This window comes from Bradyrhizobium sp. USDA 327 (genome assembly GCF_041262065.1).
Taxonomy (GTDB): Bacteria; Pseudomonadota; Alphaproteobacteria; order Rhizobiales; family Xanthobacteraceae; genus Bradyrhizobium; species Bradyrhizobium liaoningense.
Map to the genome: position 1 here is coordinate 5,660,739 of NZ_JBGCCW010000001.1, position 22,307 is coordinate 5,683,045.

The window sequence follows — 22,307 nt, forward strand, 5'->3', positions numbered from 1 at the left end:
TCAGGGATATAGGTACGGCCTGCTCGAAAGTCAGGTTTGTCCGGCTTATCCGGGTTATTCGACCTATGCACAGGGGCCCTTGGTCCGTCATTCGGGCACGCTCCGTCACCCGGAATGACAAGAACTCTTGAACCGCGCCCGGTTCCACGCTTCCATACCCCCATGTTCAGGACCTTTCGAGGCGGCCAGAGCGGGGGCTGGCGTGTGACCTCGATTTCGCCCGTGACGGGCGAGCCCCTGCCCTTCGTGCCGGCGCTGTCGGTCACCGACAGCGATGCCGTCTCGTTGCCGCTGGTGCCCTCGCGCAATGCGTGGCGGCTGGTGGGTGTTGAGAGCAGCTTGCGCTACACGGAGCGCCCCGAGAAGCAGCAACTCGTGGCCGTGCAGGCCGGTCTCGGCCGGTTAGAGGCAACGAGCGCCGCGCTGATCCCGATCCGCAAGTCGCAGGCCTGGTGGGAGCTGACCCAGGAAGAGCGCCGCAGGATCTTCGAGGACAAGTCGCATCACATCGCCAGCAGCCTGCGCTTCCTGCCTGCGATTGCGCGCCAGCTCTATCACTGCCGCGACCTCGGCGGCCCCTTCGACTTTCTGACCTGGTTCGAATTCGCTCCCGCGCACGCCGCACTGTTCGAGGAGCTGGTGGCAATGCTCAGGCAGACCGAGGAGTGGACCTATGTCGAGCGCGAGGTCGACGTGCGCATGGTGAAGGAAGTGCTGTCGGCCTAGTGCTCGAGGAAGCGCCCGGATTCGATGCGCGGCAGACCGGTGACGGACCAGTTGTAGACGTAGGTCCAGGCCTTCTCGGTGGCGCCGTCGGCGCGCGTCACATCGACCAACTGGCGCAAATATTCGGTCGGCTCTGGAAACCCCTCGCCGCAGGCCTCGTACATGTCGAGCTCGCGCAGGAGCTCGTCGGGCACGCGCAGGCGGAAGAGCTCGCCGTGAACGAGGTCGGTCGGCGCGTCGGAGAGCAGCAATCCCGGATAGTGCTTCACCAGAACGAGCCGGCCGCGGCAGGTCACCTCACCCAGAAAATCCGCATGGCCCGCGAGCAACCGCGCCATCGGATGGTCGAAGCCGCGCATCAGGGTGCCGTAGACGAAGAGACGATCGGAGCCCATCGTGTTCCAACGTTGCGAGGACGGCGCGATACCGTTAATCCGTTTACACACGTTGTTCTTCCATAGGCAAATCAGGATGGCTTTGGACATAGCCGAGGCGACCGACCAACTGCTCGGCGAGGGCGACATTCCGCCCGTGCATGAGGTGAATGCGGCTGGCGCATCGCCCTTCCTGCTCACCGCGGATCATTACGGACGGGTGCTGCCGCGCGCGCTCGGCGATCTCGGCCTCGCGGATAGCGAGCTTGTCAGGCACATCGCCTGGGACGTCGGCATCGCCGGTGTCGCCGAGCGGCTCGCGCGCATGCTGGATGCGCATCTGATCGCGCAGCGCTATTCGCGCCTCGTTATCGACTGCAATCGCCCGCCGGACGCCGCGAGCTCGATCCCTGTGACCTCCGAGGCGACCGCGATCCCCGGCAATGAAGATCTATCGGCCGCGGCCAAGGAGATGCGCCGGCGCGAGATCTTCGATCCCTATCACGGCCGGATCGGCGCGGCGATCGATGCGCGCGGGCGGGCGGGCAAGCCGACGGTGCTGGTGGCGTTGCACAGCTTCACGCCCGTCTATCACGGCGATCCGCGGCCCTGGCACATCGGCACGCTCTATCACCGCGACACCGTGCTGCCGCGGCTGATGCTGCAGCACCTGCGGGGCGAGAGCGGCCTCGTCGTCGGCGACAACCAGCCTTATGCGGTGAGCGACCTGACCGACTACACCATCCCCGTCCACGGCGAGGCGCGCGGGCTGATCAACACCGGCCTCGAAATCCGCCAGGACCTGATCACCGACGAGACCGGCCAGCAGCAATGGGCCGAGCGGCTCGCGCGGATCCTGCGCGAGATCGCAGCAACGCTGCGGAAGGACGGATTGGCGTGATGCTCACTTCGCCCGTGTCAGCGCCAGCCAGATGCCGCCGCCGATCATGAAGCCGCCGGAGATGCGCGACATCATCCGCGTGCGGCGCGCCGAGAAGAATTTTCGGGCGCGGCCGGCGGCGATGGCATAGAGCGCATCGGTCATTACCGCCGTCACCATGAAGGTGGCGCCCAGCAGCGCGACTTGCGGAAAGTGCGGCTGGTTCATGTCCATGAACTGCGGAATGAAGGCGCCGAAGAACACCAGCACCTTGGGGTTCGACAGCAGCACCAGGAATCCCTGCAGGAAGAAGCCGCCGCGCGGCGGCGGTGGCGGCGCCTCGAGATCGACGCCCTCGACCGGCGCCCAGATCAGCCTGATACCGAGCCAGATCAGATAGGCGGCGCCGGCAAAGCGCACCCAGTCGAACCAATAGCCCATGGTTGCCATCAGCGAGGTCAGGCCGACCGCGACGATGCCGATCACGATGGCAAGGCCCGCTTGCGCGCCGGCGACGTTGGTGAGCGCCGCGCGCGTGCCGTGGCGCAGCCCGTTGGCGATGACGAGGGTGACGATCGGCCCCGGCAGCAGCGCCAGCGCAATACAGGCGGCGACGAAGGCGAGATAGGCTTGCATGGACATCATGGGAAGGACTCGCTGCGGTTTGTGCGCATTAATGCATGGCGGAGGCGGGAACGGAAGCTGGCTCGTTCCTCACCCCGCTCGCAGCCGATCAGGCGCGCCAAGAACGGCATCTTGACATGCAACCATTCAGTTGCCTATCTTGCGCAGCCATGGATGAAGTCTTCAGAGCGCTCGCCGATGGGTCGCGACGGTCGCTGCTGGACAGGCTTCACGCCAGGAACGGCCAGACACTGAACGAACTCTGCGAGGGCCTCGCGATGACGCGTCAGGCCGTTGCCAAGCACCTTGTCATTCTGGAGAAGGCCAATCTGGTCACGACCATCAGACATGGCCGCGAGAAGCTGCACTACCTCAACCCCGTGCCCATCCATCAGATCGGCGAACGCTGGATCAAGAAATTCGAACGCGGCAAGCTCGCTGCACTCGGCGAATTGAAGCGTCAGTTGGAGAAGCGCGAGGAATAGGCCTGCTCAACAAAGGATTTGATGCGCGATGGATCTCGACCAGTTCAAGCCGCTCACAGTCTACACAATCTACATCGCCTCCACGCCGGAGCAGGTGTGGCAGGCCCTGACGTCGGCCGAGTTCAGCCGGGAGTACTTTTCCGGGTTCGCGGTGGAGATGGAGCCCAGGCTCGGCGGCACGTTCATCGTGCGCGCGCCGGACGGATCGGAGCACATCTCGGGCAAAGTATTCGAATACGATCCGCCCAAGAAGCTGACGGTGACCTGGAACGTCAACTGGCCCGACCTCGTCGAGAAACTCGGCACCACGCTCGTCACCTACGAGATCGAGCCCGCCGGCGAGGCCGTCCGCCTCACCCTGAGCCAGCGTCATGATCGTCAACTCAGCGAAGACATCCTCTCAGGCGGCCGCACCGGTTGGCCCGCGATCCTGTCGGGGCTGAAGAGCCTGCTGGAGACGGGCAAGGCGCCGCAGATCAAGATGTCGCCGCCAGTAAAGATGCTGGAAGCATTGAAGGCGATGGGGATCAAGGTACCGTAGCGGCCGGACCCCGCCTCCTCATCGCTTCTTGTTCAGCGGCGGGTGGATCTCGTCGATCTTGCGACGGCAATCCGCTTCCGAATCGTGCGGGCCCGAGACAAAGGTCCCGCTGACCTTGATCGCGTACCAACCCGACTCAACGCCGAGCCGGAGCGCTTCTTCTGTCTTGACCTGCCGTGGAGAGAGAACTTGCATCTGGTGCTTTCGGTTGGCGTTCGACCTCAAATCGAACCGCGGTGACGTTTCAGGCAATGCAGCTGGCGCCCGTTCACCCGCCGAAACGGGCCATGCACAAAACGACCGCCCCTATGGCGTCGCGATGTGCTCGCTCAGCCGGCGCGGGGAATGAGCCATCTCAGGTCGCCCGCGCACAGTCGAGGAGCTACGTGTACGCGGAAGCGACAGGCCTTTCGAACGTTGCCGCACCGTGCGCGCATTTACGGCAATTAGCTATCGATTTCTCGCCCGCACGCGGGTGAGCGCCTGACCGGTGCGACCGGCTCCCTCTCAGGCGACCGGCGCCACCAGCCGCCGGTAGAGATGCCAGGTCGCATGCCCAAGCACCGGCAGCGTCACGATCAGCCCGAGAAAGTAGGGCAGCGCCGAGACGATCAGCAGCATCACGATCACCGCGGCCCACGAGATCATCGGCAGCGGGCTCGCGACGACGGCACGTACGCTCGTCACCATGGCCGTGACGAAATCAACGTCGCGATCGAGCAGCAGCGGGAACGACACCACGGTCAGCGAGAACAGGATCAACGACAGCACGGCACCGACCGCGTTGCCGATGCCAAGGAACAGCAGGCCCTCGTTGGTCGTCAGCACCACCGTCATGAATTCCTGCAAGCTCGAGAACGAGGCATTGAGGCCGAGCAGCAGCGCGATCAGGAGCCGCACCTGGTACATCCAGACCACGAACACGAACAGCGTCACGAAGGCCATCCAGCCGATCTCGCTGCGCGAACGGATCGCCGACCAGATCGCACCGAACGAGACCGGCTCGCCGCGCTCGCGGCGGCGGCTGATTTCGTAGAGGCCGATCGCCACGAACGGCCCGATCAGCGCAAAACCCGCGGCAAGGGGATAGACCAGATAGACCATGCCGAAGGCGGTGAGGCAGAGCACGATGGCGATGCCGCCGGCGGCGTAGAGCGCGCCGAAGCAGAGACCGTAAAGAGGCAGCGCCTGGAAGTCGCGCAGGCCTTCGACCAGCGCCTCGGCGATGTCGGTCGCCGCCACGGGACGCACCACCGGATCGACCTTGCCCGAGATGGACATCAGCTTCCTCCGCAAACCGGCGCGATTATTCGTTGCGCGCTTGCGGCGATATTAGCGCCGCCGCGCGGAGGCGCAACTTGATGCCGGCCGGCGCGAAGAGAGCGGCGACGCGACAATGATCGCTGCGAAATCTTTAGCCTTTGGTGCGATATTCGCGCCGATGACCATGGACGGGGCAGATGATCGTGCCTCAAATTGTACCTCCGAGCCCCCTCGCCTGAGAGCCAATCGCCCACCGATGAGCCTGCGTACCCGGTTACTGATCCTCGTCATCGCGGCCATGCTCGTGCCGGCGATCCTGGTCGGGCTCCGTTTTGTGCAGAACCGGGCCAGTGAGATCGACGCGGCGCTGGCCAATCTGGTCGCATCCGCCGACGACATCGCGGGCGATTTGGACGAGAAGATCAAGGGCACCGCCCAGCTTCATTATGGGCTCGCCCGTGCCCGCGATCTCGACACGCGCGACAAGGCGGCGTGCTCGGCATTTCTGTCTGATGTCCGCGAAGAATATCCGCAGTTCACGGGCATCCTGACCATCGATCCCGACGGCCGTCTGTTCTGCGACTCGCTGCGGACCAACCGCGCGCTCGACCTGAACGACCGCGGCTATTTCAAGCAGGTGAAGGGTCTTCATGGCGTCGTCGCAGTGGAGCCGGTGTTCGGCCGGCTCACCGGACTATCGGTGCTGCAGATCGCCTATCCCGTGCGATCGGAGGCGGGTGCGCTGAAATTCGTGCTGCTCGCGTCCTTCAACCTCAACAAGTTCGCGGAATTTCACGACAAGCGGCTGCTCGCCGAGAAGGACATCCTGCTGATCGACGCCAAGGGTACGGTGCTGGTCGCCCCCAAGGGCGGCGGCTGGAGCGAGCCCGTCGGTGGATCCATTGCTGGTTCCGACCTGTTCCGCTTTGCGGCAGCGCCCGATCGCGAGCCGTTTCGCGAGGTGAGCGACCGCGAGGGCCGCACACAGATCTGGGCCGTTGCCCGCTCACCTTCGATCCGCAGGGCCGGCCTCACCATCCTGGTCGGACGATCCAAGGACGGACTGGTGGCGGCGGCCAATCGCCGGCTGTTGGAGGACATGGCAATCCTTGCGGTGGCTTCGCTTCTGTTGCTCGCCGGTGTCTGGATCCTTGCGACCGTAAGCGTCGGGCGCCAGGTCGGACGGCTCGCCGCCATGGCCAAGAGTCTCGGGCGTGGCGATCTCAGCGCGCGCATTCCGGAGCCCCACCCGGGCGGCGAACTCGGCGGATTGATGAGCCTGCTCAACAGCACGGCCGAATCGCTCGAGCAGCAGCGCGCCGCCATCGCGGATCTCAGCCACAAGCTCAGCCAATCCCAGAAGATGGAAGCCATGGGCCAGCTCACCGGCGGCGTGGCGCACGATTTCAACAATCTCCTGACCGTCATTCTCGGCAACTCGGAGCACCTCGCCCACAGGCTCGCGGGCAACAAGGAATTGCAGCGGATCGCTGACGACATTGCGACCGCCGCCGAGCGCGGTTCCGACCTGACGCGGAGCCTGCTCGCCTTCGCACGCAAGCAGCCGCTGCGACCGCGAGAGATCGACATCGCGGAGCAGGTGACCGGCATGAAACAGCTTCTGCGGCGGACCCTGGGCGAGCACATCGACTGCAGCTTCACGCTCGCGCCGGATCTATGGCTCGCCAGCGTCGATCCCAGCCAATTGGCCACGGCCGTGCTCAACCTCGTGCTCAACGCGCGCGATGCGATGCCCGACGGCGGCAAGCTGATGGTCGAGGTGCGAAACATCTCGCTCGGTGAATCCGACCTCGACGTCAACGGCGAGCCGCGGCCGGGCGACTACGTCATGCTGGCCGTGAAGGATACGGGGACCGGCATGAGCCGCGAGGTGTTGGGGCGCGCGTTCGAACCGTTCTTCACCACCAAGGAGGTCGGCAAGGGGACCGGTCTCGGCCTCAGCATGGTCTACGGGTTTGTGCGACAATCCGGCGGACTTGTGCAAATGCAATCCGAACCGGGTCAAGGCAGCGTCGTCAGGCTGTTCTTTCCCCGCCTCGCGACGCCGCCGAATGAGGAACCGCTGCCGGCAGAGCAGGTCATCGCACCCGACGGCTACGAGACGATTCTCGTCGTTGAGGACGACGACATGGTGCGAGCCTATGTCGAGAACGAGCTGAAGACGCTCGGCTATCGCGTCATCGCGACATCGAACGGGCCGGCGGCGCTGGATGTGCTGCGCCAGCCCGGAGACATCCAGTTGCTATTCACTGATGTCGTGATGCCCGGCGGCGTGTTCGGACCGGAGCTGGCGAGGCAGGCAACCGGCCTGCGGCCTGGTCTCAAGGTTCTCTTCACCTCCGGCTACAGCCAGAGTCCCGTCAGGACGCCCGACCAGATCGGCGACGCCCGCATTCTGACCAAGCCGTTCCGGCGCAAGGATCTTGCTGCGATGCTGCGGGCCGCCCTCTCGGAGCCGTCGCGGTAGATCAGGAGCCGATCGCGAGCTGGAGCGCCACGCCGAGATTGGCCGCGAACAGGACCGCGTCGATGACGAAGATCCGGAGCATCGGGCCCTTCAACACGGGCCAGTAGGCCACCCCGACGCGGCCGCCGCGCATCAGCACCGGAACGTTATAGGCGAACTGGCTGAAATGGCAGGCGGCGAAGAACAGGAACAGCGCGAGCTGCGCTTCGCTCGGCTGGAAGAAGGACGGACGGGCGGCCAGAAGATAGAGCGACAGCAGCCCGATCGGCAGATTCATCCCGCCCAGGAACGCCACGCTGGCCGCCAGGGTCGGCGCGATCGGATTGCTGCGCTCTTCCCGCGGCAGCAGGATCTTCAACGTGTTCGCTTGCGCGATGCTGAACTGGATGAAAGCGCCGACGAACCAGAGCGTGTTGAGAAGCAGAACGAAATCAGAAACGTGCATCGTCATTTTCCATAGAAGGCTTCGCTGCGTACGACGCGGCCGGCATCGTCGAAATCCATGAATTCGCTGGCGCGCGTGTCGCCCAGCTGCCACCACACCGTGAGGCGCGCGATCGCCTCGTCCCAGCTCCAGCTCAGGATCTTCAGGTCGGCGCGCTCGACATGGCCATAGGCCTTCCGCCAGTAGGCACGGATGTTCTCGGCGCCGGTGACGACAGGAGAACCCGTCAGTGTGAGAGCGAGAGGGCTGCGCATCCGCGCATCGTCGGCGAAATGCGCGACGACCGCGTCGATGTCGACCCTGCACCAATTCGCGCACCATGCCGCGACAAAGCCTTCGGCAGTCGCGCGGCTCATTGCCTGTCCGCTCATGACACGGATCCTCCCCGGCAGGGAAGGTGGCAAAGCCCGCGCTTCATGTCAACCATATTGACTTGAGAATTCCGTCAGTTGTTGTCGGCGATCGCCTCCATCACGCCCATCCAGCCGGCCGCACCCGACGCCCCCACGCGATCGAACGCCTCGCGCAGCACCTTGCGCTCGTGGTCGGAGGCCCGCTGCTCGATGCGCCGCCCCGCTTCCGTCAGGCGCAGCAATTTCGAGCGGTGCTGCTCGGGCGAACGCTTCGATGTCACGAGCTTGCGCTCCACCAGCAGATTGAGCGGCCGGTTGAGGGCTTGCTTGGAAATGCCGAGGATCTCGATCAGCGCGCCGATCGCGATGTCGGGCCGGCGCGCCACCACGTAGAGGATACGATGGTGCGGACGCGACAGGCCCTGCTTCGCAAGATATGCGTCGGCCTCCAGCGTCATCCCGCGCCAGCCGTAATACATGAGCTCGAGCGCCGCATCGAGCTCGTGCAGCTTGCCGAGTGAAGCGCGGTGGAGTCCCGCGGCTTGAGGCGCCTTTGCCATGGCAGGAAGCTAGCCTCTCGCCCGCAGCTCGCGCCGCAGCACCTTGCCCGTCGCCGTCATCGGCAGCGTCTCAGCAAACTCGACGAAGCGCGGATATTCGTGGGCTGCGAGCTGCACCTTGACGAACTCCTGGATCTCGCGCGCGAGCGCATCGCTGCCGGCAAAGCCGGGCCGCAGCACGATCCAGGCCTTGATCGATTCGGTGCGGATCGGATCGGGGATGCCGACGACGGCTGCCATCGCCACCGACGGATGCTTCATCAGCGTGTGCTCGATCTCGGACGGGCCGACGCGATAGCCGGCAGTGGTTATCACGTCGTCCTCACGGCTGACGTACCAGAAATAGCCGTCCTCGTCCTGCACGCCGAGATCGCCAGTCAGCAGGAACTCGCCGGCATGTTTCTTCGCCGTCGCCTCCGGATTGCGCCAATATTCGAGCATGGTGACGGGACACGGCTGGCGCACGCCGATGATGCCACGCTGACCGCGCGGCTGCTCCACGCCCTTGTCGTTGACGATGCGGACATCGAAGCCGGGCGTCGCCTTGCCCATCGAACCGGGGCGGATCGGAAACAGGTTCGAGTTGCTGCCGATCACGAGATTGCACTCGGTCTGGCCGAACACTTCATGCGCGTCGATGCCGAACGTCTCGCGCACCCAGCCGAGCAATTCGCCGCCCAGCGACTCGCCCCCCGTAAAGATGCTGCGCAGCTTGACGCCGGAGTGCTTCACGCCGGCCTGCCGCATCAGCTTCAGCGCGGTCGGCGGCAGGAAGACGTTGCGCACGGAAAGATCGGCCATCATCTGCATCGCCGCCTGCGGCTCGAATTTGCGTGCGCGGTGACCGACGAGGGGAATGCCGTGATACCAGAACGCGAACAGGCCGTTGATGAGCCCGCCGATCCAGGCCCAGTCCGCCGGCGTCCACATGAGATCGCCCGGGCGCGGCAGGAAGTTGTGACACATCTCCACGTTCGGCAGATGGCCAAGCACGACGCGGTGCGCATGCAGCGCCCCCTTCGGATTGCCCGTCGTGCCCGAGGTGTAGATGATCAGCGCGGGATCATCGCACGAGGTGTCGATCCGCGCGAAGTCGGCCGATGCGGCCTTGACCGCATCCCAGAACGACGTCGTCCCCGCCGGCGCGCGCCCGCCGACCACATAGATCGTCTTCAGGTCGGGCAGACGATCGCGAATTTTTGCGAGCTTCTCCCAGCCCCCCTCGTCGGTGACGATGGCTTTCGCCTCCGAATTCGACAGGCGGAATTCCAGCGCGTCCTCTCCGAACAGCGCAAACAACGGGATCGAGATCATGCCGGAGCGGAACGCCGCCATATGCGCGATCGGCAATTCCCGGGACTGCGACAGAAACACCGCGACGCGGTCGCCACGGGAAAGCCCGTCCGCCTTCAGCACATTGGCGAAGCGGCGCGACATCTCGGCGATCTCGTCGAAGGAGGTGCGGCTGGTGGCGCCGCTCTCGTCGACATAGATCAGCGCAAGCCGCCCCGTGCCGTCGGCATGGCGATCGCAGCACGCTTCCGCAATGTTGAAGCGCGCGGGGATGTCCCAGCGAAAATTGCGATAGAGCTCGTCATAGGTCTTTGCTTCGGTGAGCATGGGCTTGAATCGTTTCCCGGTATCTTGTTGTTCTCGTCAGTCTAGGGCCGCGAACGCACGGGACAAGCCCCGCGACGTCATTCCAGGGCGCCTGCAGGGCGGCCCGGAATCCATCGGGCCACAGGAAACGCCGCCTGATGGATTCCGGGCTCGACGCTGGCGCGTCGCCCCGGAATGACAGCGAGAGAGCTATCGCACCGTCGCGAAGAACTTCCTGACATCGCGCACAAACAGCTCCGGCTGCTCGAAGGCGGCGAAATGACCGCCCTTCTCCATCTCGCTCCAGTGGGTGATGTCCGGGAAGTTCGGCTCCATCCAGCGCCGCACCGGCGTGATGATCTCCTTGGGAAACACCGCGACTCCCGTCGGCACCTTCACTACGGGCTTGGTGCGGCGATGGCCAAAACTCTCCCAATAGAGCCGCGCCGAGGAGGTCGCCGTCTCCGTTACCCAATAGAGCATGACGTTGTCGAGCAGCTCGTCCTTGCTGAAAATGTTCTCAGGATGCCCGTTGCAGTCGGTCCAGGCCCAGAATTTTTCCAGGATCCAGGCCGCCTGCCCGCTCGGTGAATCCGCGAGGCCATAGCCGAGCGTCTGCGGGCGCGTCGACTGCTGCTTGGAGTAGCCGGAATCGAGATCGACATAGTGCTTGAGGCCGCGCGAGAGCGCGCTTCTCCTCCGCCGTCGGCTCGCCCTCGACCTTGGGCGCCGCATTGAAGGCGAGCGTGATGTGGATGCCGGCGCAATGCTCGGCATCCTGTGCGCCGAGCGAGGTCGTCACCGCCGAACCCCAGTCGCCGCCTTGCGCGCCGTAACGCGCATAGCCGAGCCGGTCCATCAGCTTCGCCCAGGCCGCGGCGATGCGGTCGACGCCCCAGCCGGTGGTCTTCGGCTTGGCCGAGAACCCGAAGCCCGGCAGCGAGGGACAGATCACGTGGAAGGCATCGGCAGGATTGCCGCCATGCGCGACGGGATCGGTGAGCGGCGCGATCACCTTCTGGAACTCGACGATCGAGCCCGGCCAGCCATGGGTGATGATCAGCGGCAGAGCGGAAGGCTCCTTCGAGCGCACATGGATGAAATGGATGTCGAGCCCGTCGATCTCGGTGGTGAACTGCTCGAAGCGATTAAGTTTTGCCTCGCGGGCGCGCCAGTCGTAATCGTTGGCCCAGTAGGTGCAGATCTCCTGGATCCATCGCAGCGGCGCGCCCTGGCTCCAGTCGTCGACGAGCTCGGCATCCGGCCAGCGCGTGCGAGCGAGGCGTGACTTGAGATCGATAAGGGTGTCGTCGCTGATGGCGATGCGGAACGGTTTGATGGCGGTCATCGGTTGCCTCCCTTGTTCTTCTTGTCATTCCGGGGCGCCGTAGCGCGAGCCCGGAATCCATTAAGCAACGGACTCAGCAGCGCGATGGATTCCGGGTTCACGCTACGCGTGCCCCGGAATGACGACTTAGCCCGACAGCGCCGCCTTCACCAAGCCGCTGGCCTTGCCGAAATCCATCTGTCCCGCGTACTTCGCGCGCAGCGCGGCGATCACCTTGCCCATGTCCTTCATGCCGGCGGCGCCGGTCTCGGCGATCGCGTCCGCGATCGCCTTCTTCACGTCATCCTCCGACATCTGCTTCGGCAGGTAGGCCGAGATCACCGCGATCTCCTCGCGCTCCTGCGCGGCAAGCTCGGCGCGGCCGCCCTTGTCGTAGAGCTCGACCGCCTCGTGGCGCTGCTTGATCATCTTCTGCAGCACGGCGAGAATGTCGGCGTCCGACAACGGCGGGTTGCCGCTGCCGCGGGCATCGATGTCGGCATTCTTGATGGTCGAGTTGACCATGCGTAGCGTGGACAGCTTGCGCTCGTCCTTGGCCTTCATGGCCTCCTTGACCGCATTGTTGATGTCGTCGCGCAGCATGATCGTGATCCCTTCGAATATCCGACGCCTGATCTAGGCCGTTCGTGGCCTTCAGACAACCTCGGTTCCGAGCCATTCGGCGAGCGCCCGCACTGTCGCTTCCGGCTGTTCGGCTTGCGGCAGGTGCCCGCAGCGATCGAGGATCACGAGCCTGGCGCCGGCGATGCCCTCGGCCATCTCCTTGGAGAGCGAATTCGGGATGGTATTGTCGGTATCACCCGTCAGCACCAGAGTCGGACACTTGATGGCTGAAAGCGTCGGGCGCGAATCCACCCGTGCGATGATCGCGGTCTGCTGCCGCAGATAGCCTTCGACGCCGACGTCCTCGTCCTGCGCATGCACGAGCGCGAGAATATCGGCATCATCGCGCCGCGACGGATGCACGAGCTCCGGAAAACTCTCCTGGCGGACGGTGCGGAGCTCGCCGCGCCTGGCGCGCTCCATCTGGGCGTGCCGGCGCGTGGTTGCCTCCGGCGTGTCGGGCCGCGCCTGCGTGTTGATCAGCGCGAGCCTGGTCACGCGCTCGCCCGCCTGGCGCATGATCTCGAAGGCGATGTAGCCGCCCATGGAATGGCCGGCGAGGGCGAAGCGCGGCGGTGCCTCGGCGAGGATGCGGCGGGCGATCGCCGCGATGCTGTCGTCGCGGATGTGGTTGGCAATCATCACGGGGCCAAACCGCCATAGTGGCGGGATCACCGGGGCGTAGATCCGGGCCGAGGAGGCCAGCCCCGGAACCAGCAGAATCGGGGTGGGTCTGGTCCATTATTGCCTCGCAAGCCCAGGAAATTGCCGGAAATTGTGCCGCCGAGCTTAAGTGCCCGAGACAGGCTGTCAAATATGCAAAAACGCATGTGAATCGGCGGTTCTCCGCTTTGACGGCGGCGCCTGCGGGGACTATGAAGCGGGCTCATGACACAACATGACAACGATACCGCCTGGCCGGACCATAAACCGACCGCGCTCCTCGTGCTTGCCGACGGCACGGTGCTCGAGGGCTTCGGTCTCGGCGCCGAAGGCCACGCCGTCGGTGAAGTCTGCTTCAACACCGCGATGACCGGCTATGAAGAGATCCTCACCGATCCTTCCTATGCCGGACAGCTCATCACCTTCACCTTCCCGCATATCGGCAATGTCGGCACCAACGAGGACGACATCGAGACGGTGAACATGGCGGCGACGCCGGGCGCGCGCGGCGTGATCCTGCGCACCGCGATCACCGATCCCTCGAACTACCGCGCCACCAAGCATCTCGACGGCTGGCTGAAGGCGCGCGGCATCATCGGTCTCTCCGGCATCGACACCCGCGCGCTGACCGCGTTGATCCGCTCCAAGGGCATGCCCAACGCCGTGATCGCGCATTCCAGGACCGGTGAGTTCGACCTGCACGGCCTGAAGGAAGAAGCGCGCGAATGGCCGGGCCTCGAGGGCATGGACCTCGTGCCGCTGGTCACCTCCGGCCAGCGCTTCACCTGGGACGAGACGCCGTGGCTGTGGGACAAAGGCTTCGGCCGCCAGGAGAAGCCGGAATTCAACGTCGTCGCGATCGACTACGGCATCAAGCGCAACATCTTGCGCCTGCTCGCCGGGGTCGGCTGCAAGGTGACGGTGGTGCCGGCAACGACCTCCGCCGAGGACATTCTGGCGATGAAGCCGGACGGCGTGTTCCTGTCCAATGGTCCGGGCGATCCGGCCGCGACCGGGAAGTATGCCGTGCCCGTGATCCAGGACGTGATCAAGTCGGGCACGCCGACCTTCGGCATCTGCCTCGGCCACCAGATGCTGGGCCTCGCCGTCGGCGCCAAGACGAAGAAGATGCACCAGGGCCATCATGGCGCCAATCATCCCGTCAAGGACGAGACCACCGGCAAGGTCGAGATCACCTCGATGAATCACGGTTTTGCCGTCGACGAGACGACGCTGCCGAAGGGCGCGACGCAGACCCACATTTCCTTGTTTGATGGGTCCAACTGCGGCATCCAGCTCGATGGCAAGCCGGTGTTCTCGGTGCAGTACCATCCCGAGGCCTCACCGGGCCCGCGCGACTCGCACTATCTGTTCAAGCGCTTTGCCGACCTGATGCGGCAGAGAAAGAGCGCGTAAGGCGACAAGACCGCCCGGCGGATCAGTCCGCCGAGGCCCGGCTCCGTCACGGACGCATGAACATGAAGTCCGTGTCGGGATCGCAGTTCTCGGCGATGAAGCGCAGCTCCGCCTGGATGTCGGCGACCGACCTCGTCTCCAGATATTTCGAAATCACCAAATTGAGCAATGCCCGGCAGACCGCTTCGTGCCCGAGGCCGGCTGTCTCCGCCTCGTCGACGGCCGCCGAGAAATGACGCTGCGCAACGTCGGATGCGTACATGGCGTTCCCTCTCCTTCGCTTTGATCTGCGTGCCCGCCAATGGCCGCCAGCGCCTTGATCTCGGTCAAGCCGGAGTGTCGCGAGGAACAAGAGGGCTTGCGCCCTCTTGATTCCAGCCCGTTGCCAGTGGGAGTCTCCATGTCCGTCGTCCGCGACAATGCCGAGCCGCTCGCCATCGTTTTCGAAGACGATGGCCTCGTGCCGAACAACATCCTTCCGTTCCTCGTCTACCAGGGCGCGGTGAAGCTTGATCCGAAGCATCCGGAAGAGACCATCGAAGACCTGTTCGAGCGCAATGGCTGGGGCGGGACGTGGCGGAACGGCGTCTACGACTATCTGCATTATCACGCGACGGTGCACGAAGTGCTCGGCGTCGCGCGTGGCAGTGCAAGCGTCCGTTTCGGCGGCGATCATGGCCAGGAGCTTCAGATCAAGGCCGGCGACGTCGCGATCCTGCCGGCCGGCACCGGGCATCAGTGCATCAAGGCGAGCGATGATTTCTGCGTGATCGGCGCTTACCCGCCGGGATCGAAGATGGAGATCACGCGGGCGACGCCCGAGAACCACGCCAGGGCGCTGAAGACGATTCCAAACGTGGCACTGCCGCCCGCCGATCCCGTGACGGGCAAGGACGGGGCGCTGATGCGGCTGTGGCGGTAGCTGCGGGCGCGGTGCCGTAAGGTGGAAAGCGTAATCCACCTCTTCCATTCCGCCCAGACAGACGTGGTGGGTTACGCCGTCGGCTAACCCGCCCGACACATCCCTGCTACGCCTCGTTGGTACCTTCCTGCCGGGTCGCCTCGAACAGGAACCAGGTGCGGCGCTCGGTCTCGTCGATGAAGTTTTCGAGGATGCTGGCGCTGGCGACGTCACCGGCCTCGTCGCAGACCTCATGCGCCTTGCGCATCGCGGCGGCGACGTGCTTGTTGTCCTGCATCAGCTCGCGCAGCATCTCGCGCGGCGGGACGTAGTCCTCGTTGTTGTCCTTGATGGTCTGGAGCTTTGCGACCTGGCCGATCGACTTCAGCGTGGTACCGCCGATCTTGCGGACGCGCTCGGCGAGCTGGTCGGTGGTGGCGAAGATCTGGTCGGACTGCTCGTCGAGCAGCAGATGGTAGTCGCGGAAATGCCGGCCGCTGATGTGCCAGTGGAAATTCTTGGTTTTGAGGTAAAGCGCGAACGCGTCGGCCAGAAGCACGTTGAGCGCCTCCGAGACCTTCTTGACCCCATCGGACGACAGATCAGTAGGGGTATCGAGATCGGGCGAGACCTTGCTGGTTTTGCTCACGGGAGACCTTCCTGTTAGGACGCGGACATTGACGGCGCGCCGTCGCACCCCTAACGCAAGGCGGGCAGCGCCGGTTCCTCCATCGGAACCGCTTGGCCGGGATCTTCGAATAGCATGGACGATTGGATCGATTATTACGACTCGACGCATACGATCTATGTCAGCAAGCTGCATCGCGACCTGCATTTCCAGATCATTGCGCGGGATATCATCGGCTACATCCCCTCGCCCGATGCGACGGTGCTGGACTATGCCTGTGGGGAAGCACTGTCGGCGAGCGAGGTCGCGGCCGCCTGCGGCAAGCTGATCCTGGCCGAGCCCGCGCCGGGTGTGCGTGGGCGGCTGATCGCGCGGTTTGCCCCGAACACCAAGATCCGCGTCCGCTCGCTCGACGATATCCGCAAGATGCAGGACCAGTCGATCGACCTCGTCGTGATGAACTCGGTCGCGCAATACATGACGCCGGAGGAGCTCGATGTCGCCCTCCTCAACATCCGCCGTATCCTGAAGCCCTCCGGCAAGCTGGTGCTCGGCGACATTCTCCAGCCCAATGTCGGCATGGTCAGGGACGTGATGGCGCTGCTCGGCTTCGCCCTGCGCCATGGCTTCCTGAAAGACGCGCTGATCGGGCTGATCAGCACCGCGCTGTCGGATTATCGCCAGCTGCGCTCGCGCATCGGGCTCCAGCGCTACAGCGAGAACGAGATCACCGCCAGGCTGAAGGCGGCCGGATTCGCGGTCCAGCGCGCCCGCAGCAATATCGGCCACAATCGCTGGCGCATGACCTTCATCGCGCGGCCGCCTCTGGTCCGTTAAGCATAAAAACCAGCCGTGGTAGCTTGTCGCATGCCGATCGGGAATAATCCGGATGGCCCGGTGGCGGAAGTGTCTACGCGGGGGCGGTGCATCGCTCTTCATCCTGGTTCAAATCCAGGCCGGGTCTCCAGCCTTCGCTGCTGACGCAGCTTCGGCTCGGCAAGCCCTCTCGTAGCGAAGGCTGCCGCGGCGAAGCCCGAAGGGGCGAAGCCGGGCCTGTGTCGGCAATCCGCTCAGCCTCAATCCACCTTTACCACGTTACACCCAGACAACAGCTGAAGCCGGTCCGCATCCCTGGCTGCGGAGCTGATCACGGCGTCAAGCAGGCCGGGGAAACGCGCGTCCAGATCCTCGCGGCGCAGGCGCATGAACCGGTTGGTTCCGGCCAGGCGCGTCTGCATCAGCCCGCATTCGCGCAGCTTGGCGAAGTGATAGGCGAGGTTGGACTTGCCACCCAGCCCGCTGAAATCGCCACAACAGAGCTCGCTGCTGACACGTTCTTGCTCGGCGAGCTGGTAAACGATGGCGAGCCGGATCGGATCGCTCAGGCAATCCAGCACCATCGGCAGCTCGATCTGCTCCCGGGTCGGATGAAGAGGTGTACGGCTCATGTCCCGATCATAGCGAAGCGGCCGTTATGTTCAATAGTTCTTGAACCAATTGACTCCTGGACCACGACGTCGAATAGTTCAATAAACGTTGAACATGAGACTTTCCCAATGAGCGTGTTCTGGCTGGCCCTCGCAGCCTTTGCGATCGGCACTGAAGGCTTTGTCATTGCAGGACTTTTGCCGGCAATCGCCACCGACCTTTCGATTTCGGTCTCGGCCGCGGGCCAATTGGTCACCGCCTACGCCCTCACCTATGCCGTGGGCTCGCCGATCCTCGCGGTGGCGCTGAACAACATCGACCGCCGCACCGTGCTGGCCCTGGCGCTGGCGACGTTCATCGCCGGCAACCTCGCGGCGATGGTCGCATCCAACTACGTCCTGCTGCTGGCCTCGCGGATGCTGATGGCATTGGGCTCGGGGCTTTGCATGCCGACGGCAATGGCCGTGTCCGTGGCGGTCGCCGCGCCCGAGCGCCGCGGCCGCGCGGTGGCGCTGGTCACCTCGGGGATGACGGTCGCGACCGTGATCGGCGTTCCCCTCGGCAATCTCGTCGGCAGCCTGCTCGGGTGGCGCGCGACCTTTGCCATGGTCGCCCTGATCGGCGCGGTCGCGCTCGCCGGCCTGCTGCTCGGCCTGCCCAAGGGCTTGCCCCGCAATACGGCCTCGCTCAGCGAACGGCTGGCGGTGGCGCGCCACAGCCACGTTCTGGTCGCGCTCCTGATCACCATGTTGTGGGCGCTGGGCGGCTTCACTGTCTTCACCTATTTCGCGGTCCCGCTGCGCGGGCTCGGTTTCGATGCCTCGCAGGTCAGCCTCGCTCTGCTGGTGTTCGGCAGCGCGGCGGCGATCGGGAACATGCTTGGCGGCGTCCTGGCCGACCGGCTCGGCACGCTCGCCACCGCAGGCCTCGGGCTCGCCGGCATGGCGGGTGCCCTGATCCTGCATTCGCTGATCCTGAAGCTGATGCCGGGACAGGCGCATTACGCGGTGCTGGGCGCGATCTTCCTCTGGGGCCTCTCGGGATGGGCGTTCTATCCGGCCCAGCTCGCGAGCATCATCCGGATCGAGCCGCAGGCTTCGATGATTGCGCTCTCGCTCAACGCCTCGTCGATGTATCTCGGCTTCGCCATCGGCGGAGCACTGGGCGGCGCGGTGCTGGCGACCCTCTCATCGACCGACCTCGGCTGGATCGGCGGAACGAGCGTTGCGGCCTCGCTCCTGGTGCACCTCGCCCGTGGCTGGCAAGCCCGGCCCAAACCCGTCAAAATTGCCGGTTGATGGGCATTTTTCGGGGTTTCGCCGCCTCTAAAACTGGTCTAAGACCCACCCGCGCGCGAGGGAGACCACCGCGCTCTCGGCCAAAGGGACGCGCAGCAGCGCGCCCTTTTTTTGTGCCAAAATTCCACTTCGGCGAGAGTTGATGCCCAAACGTACAGACATCACCACCATCCTGATCATCGGCGCCGGTCCCATCGTGATCGGCCAGGCCTGCGAGTTCGACTATTCGGGCACCCAGGCGGTGAAGACGCTGAAGGAAGAGGGCTATCGCATCGTCCTCGTCAATTCCAACCCGGCCACCATCATGACCGATCCGGAATTGGCCGATGCGACCTATATCGAGCCGATCACGCCCGAGATCGTCGCCAAGATCATCGAGAAGGAACGTCACGTCATTCCCGGCGGCTTCGCGCTGCTGCCGACCATGGGCGGACAGACCGCGCTGAACTGCGCGCTGTCGCTGCGCCGCCAGGGCACACTGGAGAAGTTCGACGTCGAGATGATCGGCGCCACCGCCGACGCGATCGACAAGGCCGAAGACCGCCAGCTGTTCCGCAATGCCATGGAGAAGATCGGGCTGCAGACGCCGAAGTCGCGGCTCGCCAACGCGTCCGAGCTGAAGAAGTCGTTCCGCGACAAATACCACGCCGAACGCGAGAAGCTGTCGGGCGCGGCGCTCGAAGAGCTCGACCGGCAATGGACTCTCGGCGAAGGCGACCGGCGCAAGCGTTATCAGGAATATGCGCTCGGACAGGCGATGATGGCGCTGTCCGAGATCGGCCTGCCCGCGATCATCCGCCCCTCCTTCACCATGGGCGGCACCGGTGGCGGCATCGCCTACAACAAGGAAGAGTTCCTCGACATCATCGAACGCGGCCTCGATGCGTCTCCCACCAACGAAGTGCTGATCGAAGAATCCGTGCTCGGCTGGAAAGAGTACGAGATGGAGGTGGTGCGCGACAAGAACGACAATTGCATCATCGTCTGCTCGATCGAGAACCTCGATCCGATGGGCGTGCACACCGGCGATTCCATCACGGTGGCGCCGGCGCTGACGCTGACCGACAAGGAATACCAGATCATGCGCGACGCCTCGCTGGCGGTGCTGCGCGAGATCGGCGTCGAGACCGGCGGCTCCAACGTGCAGTTCGGCGTCAATCCCGAAGACGGTCGCATGGTCGTCATCGAGATGAATCCGCGCGTGTCGCGCTCCTCAGCGCTGGCCTCGAAGGCCACCGGTTTTCCGATCGCCAAGGTCGCGGCCAAGCTCGCCGTCGGCTACACCCTGGACGAGATCGCCAACGACATCACCGGCGGCGCCACGCCCGCCTCGTTCGAGCCGACCATCGACTACGTCGTCACCAAGGTGCCGCGCTTCGCCTTCGAGAAATTCCCGGGCGCCTCGACCACGCTGACCACGTCGATGAAGTCGGTCGGCGAAGTCATGGCGATCGGGCGCACCTTCCAGGAAAGCCTGCAAAAGGCGCTGCGCGGGCTCGAGACCGGGTTGACCGGCCTCGACGAGATCGAGATCGAGGGCCTCGGCCGCGACGACGACAAGAACGCGATCCGCGCCGCGCTCGGCACGCCGACGCCGAACCGGCTGCTCCAGGTCGCCCAGGCCATGCGGCTCGGCTGGTCGAACGAGGACGTCTTCAAGTCCTGCAAGATCGATCCGTGGTTCCTCGGCGAGATGCGCGGCATCGTCGACATGGAGGAGAGGGTCCGCAAGAACGGCCTGCCGGGCAACGCTTTCGGCATGCGCACGCTCAAGGCCATGGGCTTCTCCGATGCACGCCTCGCCGTGCTCGCAGAGACGACGGAAGCGGAGGTGACGGCAAAGCGGCACGCGCTCGGCGTTCGCCCCGTCTACAAGCGCATCGACACCTGCGCGGCCGAATTCGCCTCCCCCACCGCCTACATGTATTCGACCTATGAGGCGCCGTTTGCGGGCGCGCCGGCGGACGAGAGCGCGCCGTCCGACAAGAAGAAGGTCATCATTCTCGGCGGCGGCCCCAACCGCATCGGCCAAGGCATCGAGTTCGACTATTGCTGCTGTCACGCCTGCTTCGCGCTGCATGACGCCGGCTACGAATCCATCATGGTCAACTGCAACCCGGAGACGGTGTCGACCGATTACGACACCGCCGACCGGCTCTATTTCGAGCCGCTCACCGCCGAGGACGTGCTGGAGATCATCGCGAAGGAGCGCAGCAAGGGCACGCTGCACGGCGTGATCGTGCAGTTCGGCGGCCAGACGCCGCTGAAGCTGGCGCGCGCGCTGGAGGCCGCCGAAGTGCCGATCCTCGGCACCTCGCCGGACGCCATCGACCTTGCGGAGGACCGCGACCGCTTCAAGCGCGTGCTCGACAAGCTTCGTCTCAAGCAGCCGAAGAATGGCATCGCCTATTCGGTCGAGCAGGCGAGGCTCGTCTCCGCCGACCTCGGCCTGCCGCTGGTGGTCCGCCCGTCCTACGTGCTCGGCGGCCGCGCCATGCAGATCATCCGCGAGGAGAACCAGCTCAACGACTATCTGCTCGGCACGCTGCCGGAGCTGGTGCCGGCCGACGTCAAGGCGCGCTATCCGAACGACAAGACCGGGCAGATCAACACCGTGCTCGGCAAGAACCCGCTGCTGTTCGATCGCTATCTGTCGGACGCGACCGAGATCGACGTCGATTGCCTCTGCGACGGCAAGGACACTTTCATCGTCGGCATCATGGAGCACATCGAGGAAGCCGGCATCCATTCCGGCGACAGCGCCTGCTCGCTGCCGCCGCACTCGCTCGATGCGAAGATGATCGAGGAGCTGGAGCGCCAGACCCGCGAGCTCGCGCTCGGCCTCGACGTCATCGGCCTGATGAACGTCCAATATGCCATCAAGGACGGCGAGATCTACGTGCTCGAGGTCAATCCGCGCGCTTCACGCACGGTGCCGTTCGTCGCCAAGGTGGTCGGCACGCCGGTCGCCAAGATCGCCGCGCGCATCATGGCGGGCGAGAAGCTCGCCGATTTCAGGCTGAAGAAGGCCAGGCTCAAGCACGTCGGCGTCAAGGAATCGGTCTTCCCGTTCGCGCGTTTCCCCGGCGTCGACACGGTGCTCGGCCCCGAGATGCGCTCGACCGGCGAGGTCATGGGCATCGACCGTTCGTTTGCGGTGGCCTTCGCCAAGAGCCAGCTCGGCGGCGGCACGCGGGTGCCGCGCAAGGGCACGGTGTTCGTCTCGGTGCGCGAAAGCGACAAGACGCGCATCGCCGAGGCCGTTCGCGAATTGCACTCGCTCGGCTTCAAGGTGCTGGCGACCTCGGGCACCCAGCGCTTCCTGACCGACCAGGGCATCCCGACCGAAAAGGTGAACAAGGTGCTGGAGGGGCGGCCGCACATCGTCGACGCCATCACCAACGGGGACGTCCAGCTCGTCTTCAACACCACCGAAGGCCCGCAGGCGCTGGCCGACAGCCGTTCGCTGCGGCGCGCGGCCCTCTTGCATAAAGTGCCGTATTACACCACTCTTTCCGGGGCCGTGGCGGCCGCGCAGGGCATCCGCGCCTATTTGGGCGGGGACCTTGAGGTTCGTACCCTGCAGAGCTACTTTTCGGAAACCTGATCGCTAGCTCCGGCGAAGCCGCTGCTAAGTGATTGGCGATGAAGCCACAATGGCCGGAGGAACTGTCCGGCCAGGTG

At 64.8% G+C, this 22,307-nt stretch carries 22 protein-coding genes and 1 pseudogene; 10 read left to right on the forward strand and 13 right to left on the reverse strand.

Annotation, left to right across the window (positions count from 1 at the left end):
- Nucleotides 1-162 precede the first annotated feature (162 nt).
- On the forward strand, nt 163-726 hold the full coding sequence (locus ABIA42_RS26665) for a chlorite dismutase family protein (RefSeq protein WP_271532197.1): 564 nt from the start codon (nt 163-165) through the stop codon (nt 724-726).
- Here ABIA42_RS26665 and ABIA42_RS26670 read toward each other — a convergent pair.
- Complete coding sequence (locus tag ABIA42_RS26670) at nt 723-1,121, reverse strand: gamma-glutamylcyclotransferase (RefSeq protein ID WP_271532290.1); 399 nt, start codon at nt 1,119-1,121, stop codon at nt 723-725. The genes ABIA42_RS26665 and ABIA42_RS26670 overlap by 4 nt on opposite strands.
- A gap of 76 nt (nt 1,122-1,197) precedes the next feature.
- On the opposite strand from ABIA42_RS26670, the gene ABIA42_RS26675 reads away from it, so the two are divergent.
- A complete protein-coding gene (locus ABIA42_RS26675; RefSeq protein WP_370119525.1) occupies nt 1,198-2,001 on the forward strand; it encodes an N-formylglutamate amidohydrolase in 804 nt (267 codons plus the stop codon).
- 3 nt (nt 2,002-2,004) lie between these two features.
- Here ABIA42_RS26675 and ABIA42_RS26680 read toward each other — a convergent pair whose 3' ends face one another.
- The gene (locus ABIA42_RS26680) at nt 2,005-2,625 is read right to left on the reverse strand and encodes a LysE family translocator (protein WP_199751509.1); all 621 of its coding nucleotides are present in this window, start codon (nt 2,623-2,625) and stop codon (nt 2,005-2,007) included.
- A 149-nt stretch (nt 2,626-2,774) separates the two neighbouring features.
- Here ABIA42_RS26680 and ABIA42_RS26685 point away from each other — a divergent pair, with 149 nt between their 5' ends.
- Entirely contained in the window at nt 2,775-3,089 is a 315-nt protein-coding gene (locus tag ABIA42_RS26685) for an ArsR/SmtB family transcription factor (protein WP_370123901.1), read from the forward strand.
- A 28-nt stretch (nt 3,090-3,117) separates the two neighbouring features.
- Nucleotides 3,118-3,630 carry an SRPBCC family protein gene (locus ABIA42_RS26690; protein WP_370119522.1) on the forward strand — a complete coding sequence of 171 codons (513 nt, stop codon included), beginning with the start codon at nt 3,118-3,120 and terminating at the stop codon, nt 3,628-3,630.
- A 507-nt stretch (nt 3,631-4,137) separates the two neighbouring features.
- Here ABIA42_RS26690 and ABIA42_RS26695 read toward each other — a convergent pair.
- Nucleotides 4,138-4,911: a DUF2189 domain-containing protein gene (locus tag ABIA42_RS26695; protein WP_271532189.1), complete on the reverse strand. Its 774-nt coding sequence runs from the start codon at nt 4,909-4,911 to the stop codon at nt 4,138-4,140.
- Nucleotides 4,912-5,149: 238 nt separating this feature from the next.
- On the opposite strand from ABIA42_RS26695, the gene ABIA42_RS26700 reads away from it, so the two are divergent.
- Nucleotides 5,150-7,381 (forward strand): ATP-binding protein, encoded by a 2,232-nt coding sequence (locus ABIA42_RS26700; RefSeq protein ID WP_370119519.1) that lies wholly within the window; start codon nt 5,150-5,152, stop codon nt 7,379-7,381.
- A gap of 1 nt (nt 7,382) precedes the next feature.
- Here ABIA42_RS26700 and ABIA42_RS26705 read toward each other — a convergent pair whose 3' ends face one another.
- The 7 genes and pseudogenes from ABIA42_RS26705 to ABIA42_RS26735 form a co-directional block, all read right to left on the reverse strand.
- Nucleotides 7,383-7,826 (reverse strand): hypothetical protein, encoded by a 444-nt coding sequence (locus ABIA42_RS26705; protein ID WP_028178727.1) that lies wholly within the window; start codon nt 7,824-7,826, stop codon nt 7,383-7,385.
- Nucleotides 7,827-7,828: 2 nt separating this feature from the next.
- Nucleotides 7,829-8,197 carry a nuclear transport factor 2 family protein gene (locus ABIA42_RS26710; RefSeq protein ID WP_370119516.1) on the reverse strand — a complete coding sequence of 123 codons (369 nt, stop codon included), beginning with the start codon at nt 8,195-8,197 and terminating at the stop codon, nt 7,829-7,831.
- Between the two features lie 74 nt (nt 8,198-8,271).
- Nucleotides 8,272-8,739 (reverse strand): MarR family winged helix-turn-helix transcriptional regulator, encoded by a 468-nt coding sequence (locus ABIA42_RS26715; RefSeq protein WP_370119514.1) that lies wholly within the window; start codon nt 8,737-8,739, stop codon nt 8,272-8,274.
- A gap of 9 nt (nt 8,740-8,748) precedes the next feature.
- Nucleotides 8,749-10,359, reverse strand: coding sequence for an AMP-binding protein (locus tag ABIA42_RS26720; RefSeq protein ID WP_370119511.1), 1,611 nt, complete (start codon nt 10,357-10,359; stop codon nt 8,749-8,751).
- Nucleotides 10,360-10,548: 189 nt separating this feature from the next.
- Nucleotides 10,549-11,686: pseudogene (locus tag ABIA42_RS26725) on the reverse strand (epoxide hydrolase family protein).
- A gap of 126 nt (nt 11,687-11,812) precedes the next feature.
- Nucleotides 11,813-12,268, reverse strand: coding sequence for a GatB/YqeY domain-containing protein (locus tag ABIA42_RS26730; RefSeq protein ID WP_370119505.1), 456 nt, complete (start codon nt 12,266-12,268; stop codon nt 11,813-11,815).
- Between the two features lie 51 nt (nt 12,269-12,319).
- Nucleotides 12,320-13,012, reverse strand: coding sequence for an alpha/beta fold hydrolase (locus ABIA42_RS26735; protein WP_370157199.1), 693 nt, complete (start codon nt 13,010-13,012; stop codon nt 12,320-12,322).
- Between the two features lie 165 nt (nt 13,013-13,177).
- Between ABIA42_RS26735 and carA the strand changes: the two genes are divergently transcribed.
- Nucleotides 13,178-14,368 (forward strand): glutamine-hydrolyzing carbamoyl-phosphate synthase small subunit, encoded by a 1,191-nt coding sequence (gene carA / locus ABIA42_RS26740; RefSeq protein WP_370119500.1) that lies wholly within the window; start codon nt 13,178-13,180, stop codon nt 14,366-14,368.
- 46 nt (nt 14,369-14,414) lie between these two features.
- Here the strand turns inward: carA and ABIA42_RS26745 are convergent, their stop codons facing one another.
- The gene (locus ABIA42_RS26745; RefSeq protein WP_024340377.1) at nt 14,415-14,630 is read right to left on the reverse strand and encodes a hypothetical protein; all 216 of its coding nucleotides are present in this window, start codon (nt 14,628-14,630) and stop codon (nt 14,415-14,417) included.
- Between the two features lie 138 nt (nt 14,631-14,768).
- Here ABIA42_RS26745 and ABIA42_RS26750 point away from each other — a divergent pair, with 138 nt between their 5' ends.
- Nucleotides 14,769-15,290, forward strand: a complete 522-nt coding sequence (locus tag ABIA42_RS26750) for a hypothetical protein (protein ID WP_370119498.1) — start codon at nt 14,769-14,771, stop codon at nt 15,288-15,290.
- A gap of 106 nt (nt 15,291-15,396) precedes the next feature.
- Here ABIA42_RS26750 and ABIA42_RS26755 read toward each other — a convergent pair whose 3' ends face one another.
- Nucleotides 15,397-15,918, reverse strand: a complete 522-nt coding sequence (locus tag ABIA42_RS26755) for a Dps family protein (protein ID WP_271532168.1) — start codon at nt 15,916-15,918, stop codon at nt 15,397-15,399.
- Between the two features lie 114 nt (nt 15,919-16,032).
- Between ABIA42_RS26755 and ABIA42_RS26760 the strand changes: the two genes are divergently transcribed.
- Nucleotides 16,033-16,734 (forward strand): class I SAM-dependent methyltransferase, encoded by a 702-nt coding sequence (locus tag ABIA42_RS26760; protein ID WP_271532166.1) that lies wholly within the window; start codon nt 16,033-16,035, stop codon nt 16,732-16,734.
- A gap of 239 nt (nt 16,735-16,973) precedes the next feature.
- On the opposite strand, the gene ABIA42_RS26765 is transcribed toward ABIA42_RS26760, so the two are convergent.
- Nucleotides 16,974-17,345, reverse strand: coding sequence for a helix-turn-helix transcriptional regulator (locus ABIA42_RS26765; protein ID WP_271532164.1), 372 nt, complete (start codon nt 17,343-17,345; stop codon nt 16,974-16,976).
- A 108-nt stretch (nt 17,346-17,453) separates the two neighbouring features.
- Here ABIA42_RS26765 and ABIA42_RS26770 point away from each other — a divergent pair, with 108 nt between their 5' ends.
- Together ABIA42_RS26770 and carB are read left to right on the forward strand one after the other, a co-directional pair.
- Nucleotides 17,454-18,623, forward strand: coding sequence for an MFS transporter (locus ABIA42_RS26770; RefSeq protein WP_370119494.1), 1,170 nt, complete (start codon nt 17,454-17,456; stop codon nt 18,621-18,623).
- A 142-nt stretch (nt 18,624-18,765) separates the two neighbouring features.
- Complete coding sequence (gene carB / locus ABIA42_RS26775) at nt 18,766-22,230, forward strand: carbamoyl-phosphate synthase large subunit (RefSeq protein WP_370119491.1); 3,465 nt, start codon at nt 18,766-18,768, stop codon at nt 22,228-22,230.
- The last annotated feature ends 77 nt before the right edge of the window (nt 22,231-22,307 follow it).

What these genes read in the sequence shown, in the direction of transcription:
- ABIA42_RS26665 (WP_271532197.1), top strand. Translation starts at nt 163, where the DNA reads ATGTTCAGGACCTTTCGAGGCGGCCAGAGCGGGGGCTGGCGTGTGACC.
- ABIA42_RS26670 (WP_271532290.1), bottom strand. Translation starts at nt 1,121, where the DNA reads ATGGGCTCCGATCGTCTCTTCGTCTACGGCACCCTGATGCGCGGCTTC.
- ABIA42_RS26675 (WP_370119525.1), top strand. Translation starts at nt 1,198, where the DNA reads ATGGCTTTGGACATAGCCGAGGCGACCGACCAACTGCTCGGCGAGGGC.
- ABIA42_RS26680 (WP_199751509.1), bottom strand. Translation starts at nt 2,625, where the DNA reads ATGATGTCCATGCAAGCCTATCTCGCCTTCGTCGCCGCCTGTATTGCG.
- ABIA42_RS26685 (WP_370123901.1), top strand. Translation starts at nt 2,775, where the DNA reads ATGGATGAAGTCTTCAGAGCGCTCGCCGATGGGTCGCGACGGTCGCTG.
- ABIA42_RS26690 (WP_370119522.1), top strand. Translation starts at nt 3,118, where the DNA reads ATGGATCTCGACCAGTTCAAGCCGCTCACAGTCTACACAATCTACATC.
- ABIA42_RS26695 (WP_271532189.1), bottom strand. Translation starts at nt 4,911, where the DNA reads ATGTCCATCTCGGGCAAGGTCGATCCGGTGGTGCGTCCCGTGGCGGCG.
- ABIA42_RS26700 (WP_370119519.1), top strand. Translation starts at nt 5,150, where the DNA reads ATGAGCCTGCGTACCCGGTTACTGATCCTCGTCATCGCGGCCATGCTC.
- ABIA42_RS26705 (WP_028178727.1), bottom strand. Translation starts at nt 7,826, where the DNA reads ATGCACGTTTCTGATTTCGTTCTGCTTCTCAACACGCTCTGGTTCGTC.
- ABIA42_RS26710 (WP_370119516.1), bottom strand. Translation starts at nt 8,197, where the DNA reads ATGAGCGGACAGGCAATGAGCCGCGCGACTGCCGAAGGCTTTGTCGCG.
- ABIA42_RS26715 (WP_370119514.1), bottom strand. Translation starts at nt 8,739, where the DNA reads ATGGCAAAGGCGCCTCAAGCCGCGGGACTCCACCGCGCTTCACTCGGC.
- ABIA42_RS26720 (WP_370119511.1), bottom strand. Translation starts at nt 10,359, where the DNA reads ATGCTCACCGAAGCAAAGACCTATGACGAGCTCTATCGCAATTTTCGC.
- ABIA42_RS26730 (WP_370119505.1), bottom strand. Translation starts at nt 12,268, where the DNA reads ATGCTGCGCGACGACATCAACAATGCGGTCAAGGAGGCCATGAAGGCC.
- carA (WP_370119500.1), top strand. Translation starts at nt 13,178, where the DNA reads ATGACACAACATGACAACGATACCGCCTGGCCGGACCATAAACCGACC.
- ABIA42_RS26745 (WP_024340377.1), bottom strand. Translation starts at nt 14,630, where the DNA reads ATGTACGCATCCGACGTTGCGCAGCGTCATTTCTCGGCGGCCGTCGAC.
- ABIA42_RS26750 (WP_370119498.1), top strand. Translation starts at nt 14,769, where the DNA reads ATGTCCGTCGTCCGCGACAATGCCGAGCCGCTCGCCATCGTTTTCGAA.
- ABIA42_RS26760 (WP_271532166.1), top strand. Translation starts at nt 16,033, where the DNA reads ATGGACGATTGGATCGATTATTACGACTCGACGCATACGATCTATGTC.
- ABIA42_RS26765 (WP_271532164.1), bottom strand. Translation starts at nt 17,345, where the DNA reads ATGAGCCGTACACCTCTTCATCCGACCCGGGAGCAGATCGAGCTGCCG.
- ABIA42_RS26770 (WP_370119494.1), top strand. Translation starts at nt 17,454, where the DNA reads ATGAGCGTGTTCTGGCTGGCCCTCGCAGCCTTTGCGATCGGCACTGAA.
- carB (WP_370119491.1), top strand. Translation starts at nt 18,766, where the DNA reads ATGCCCAAACGTACAGACATCACCACCATCCTGATCATCGGCGCCGGT.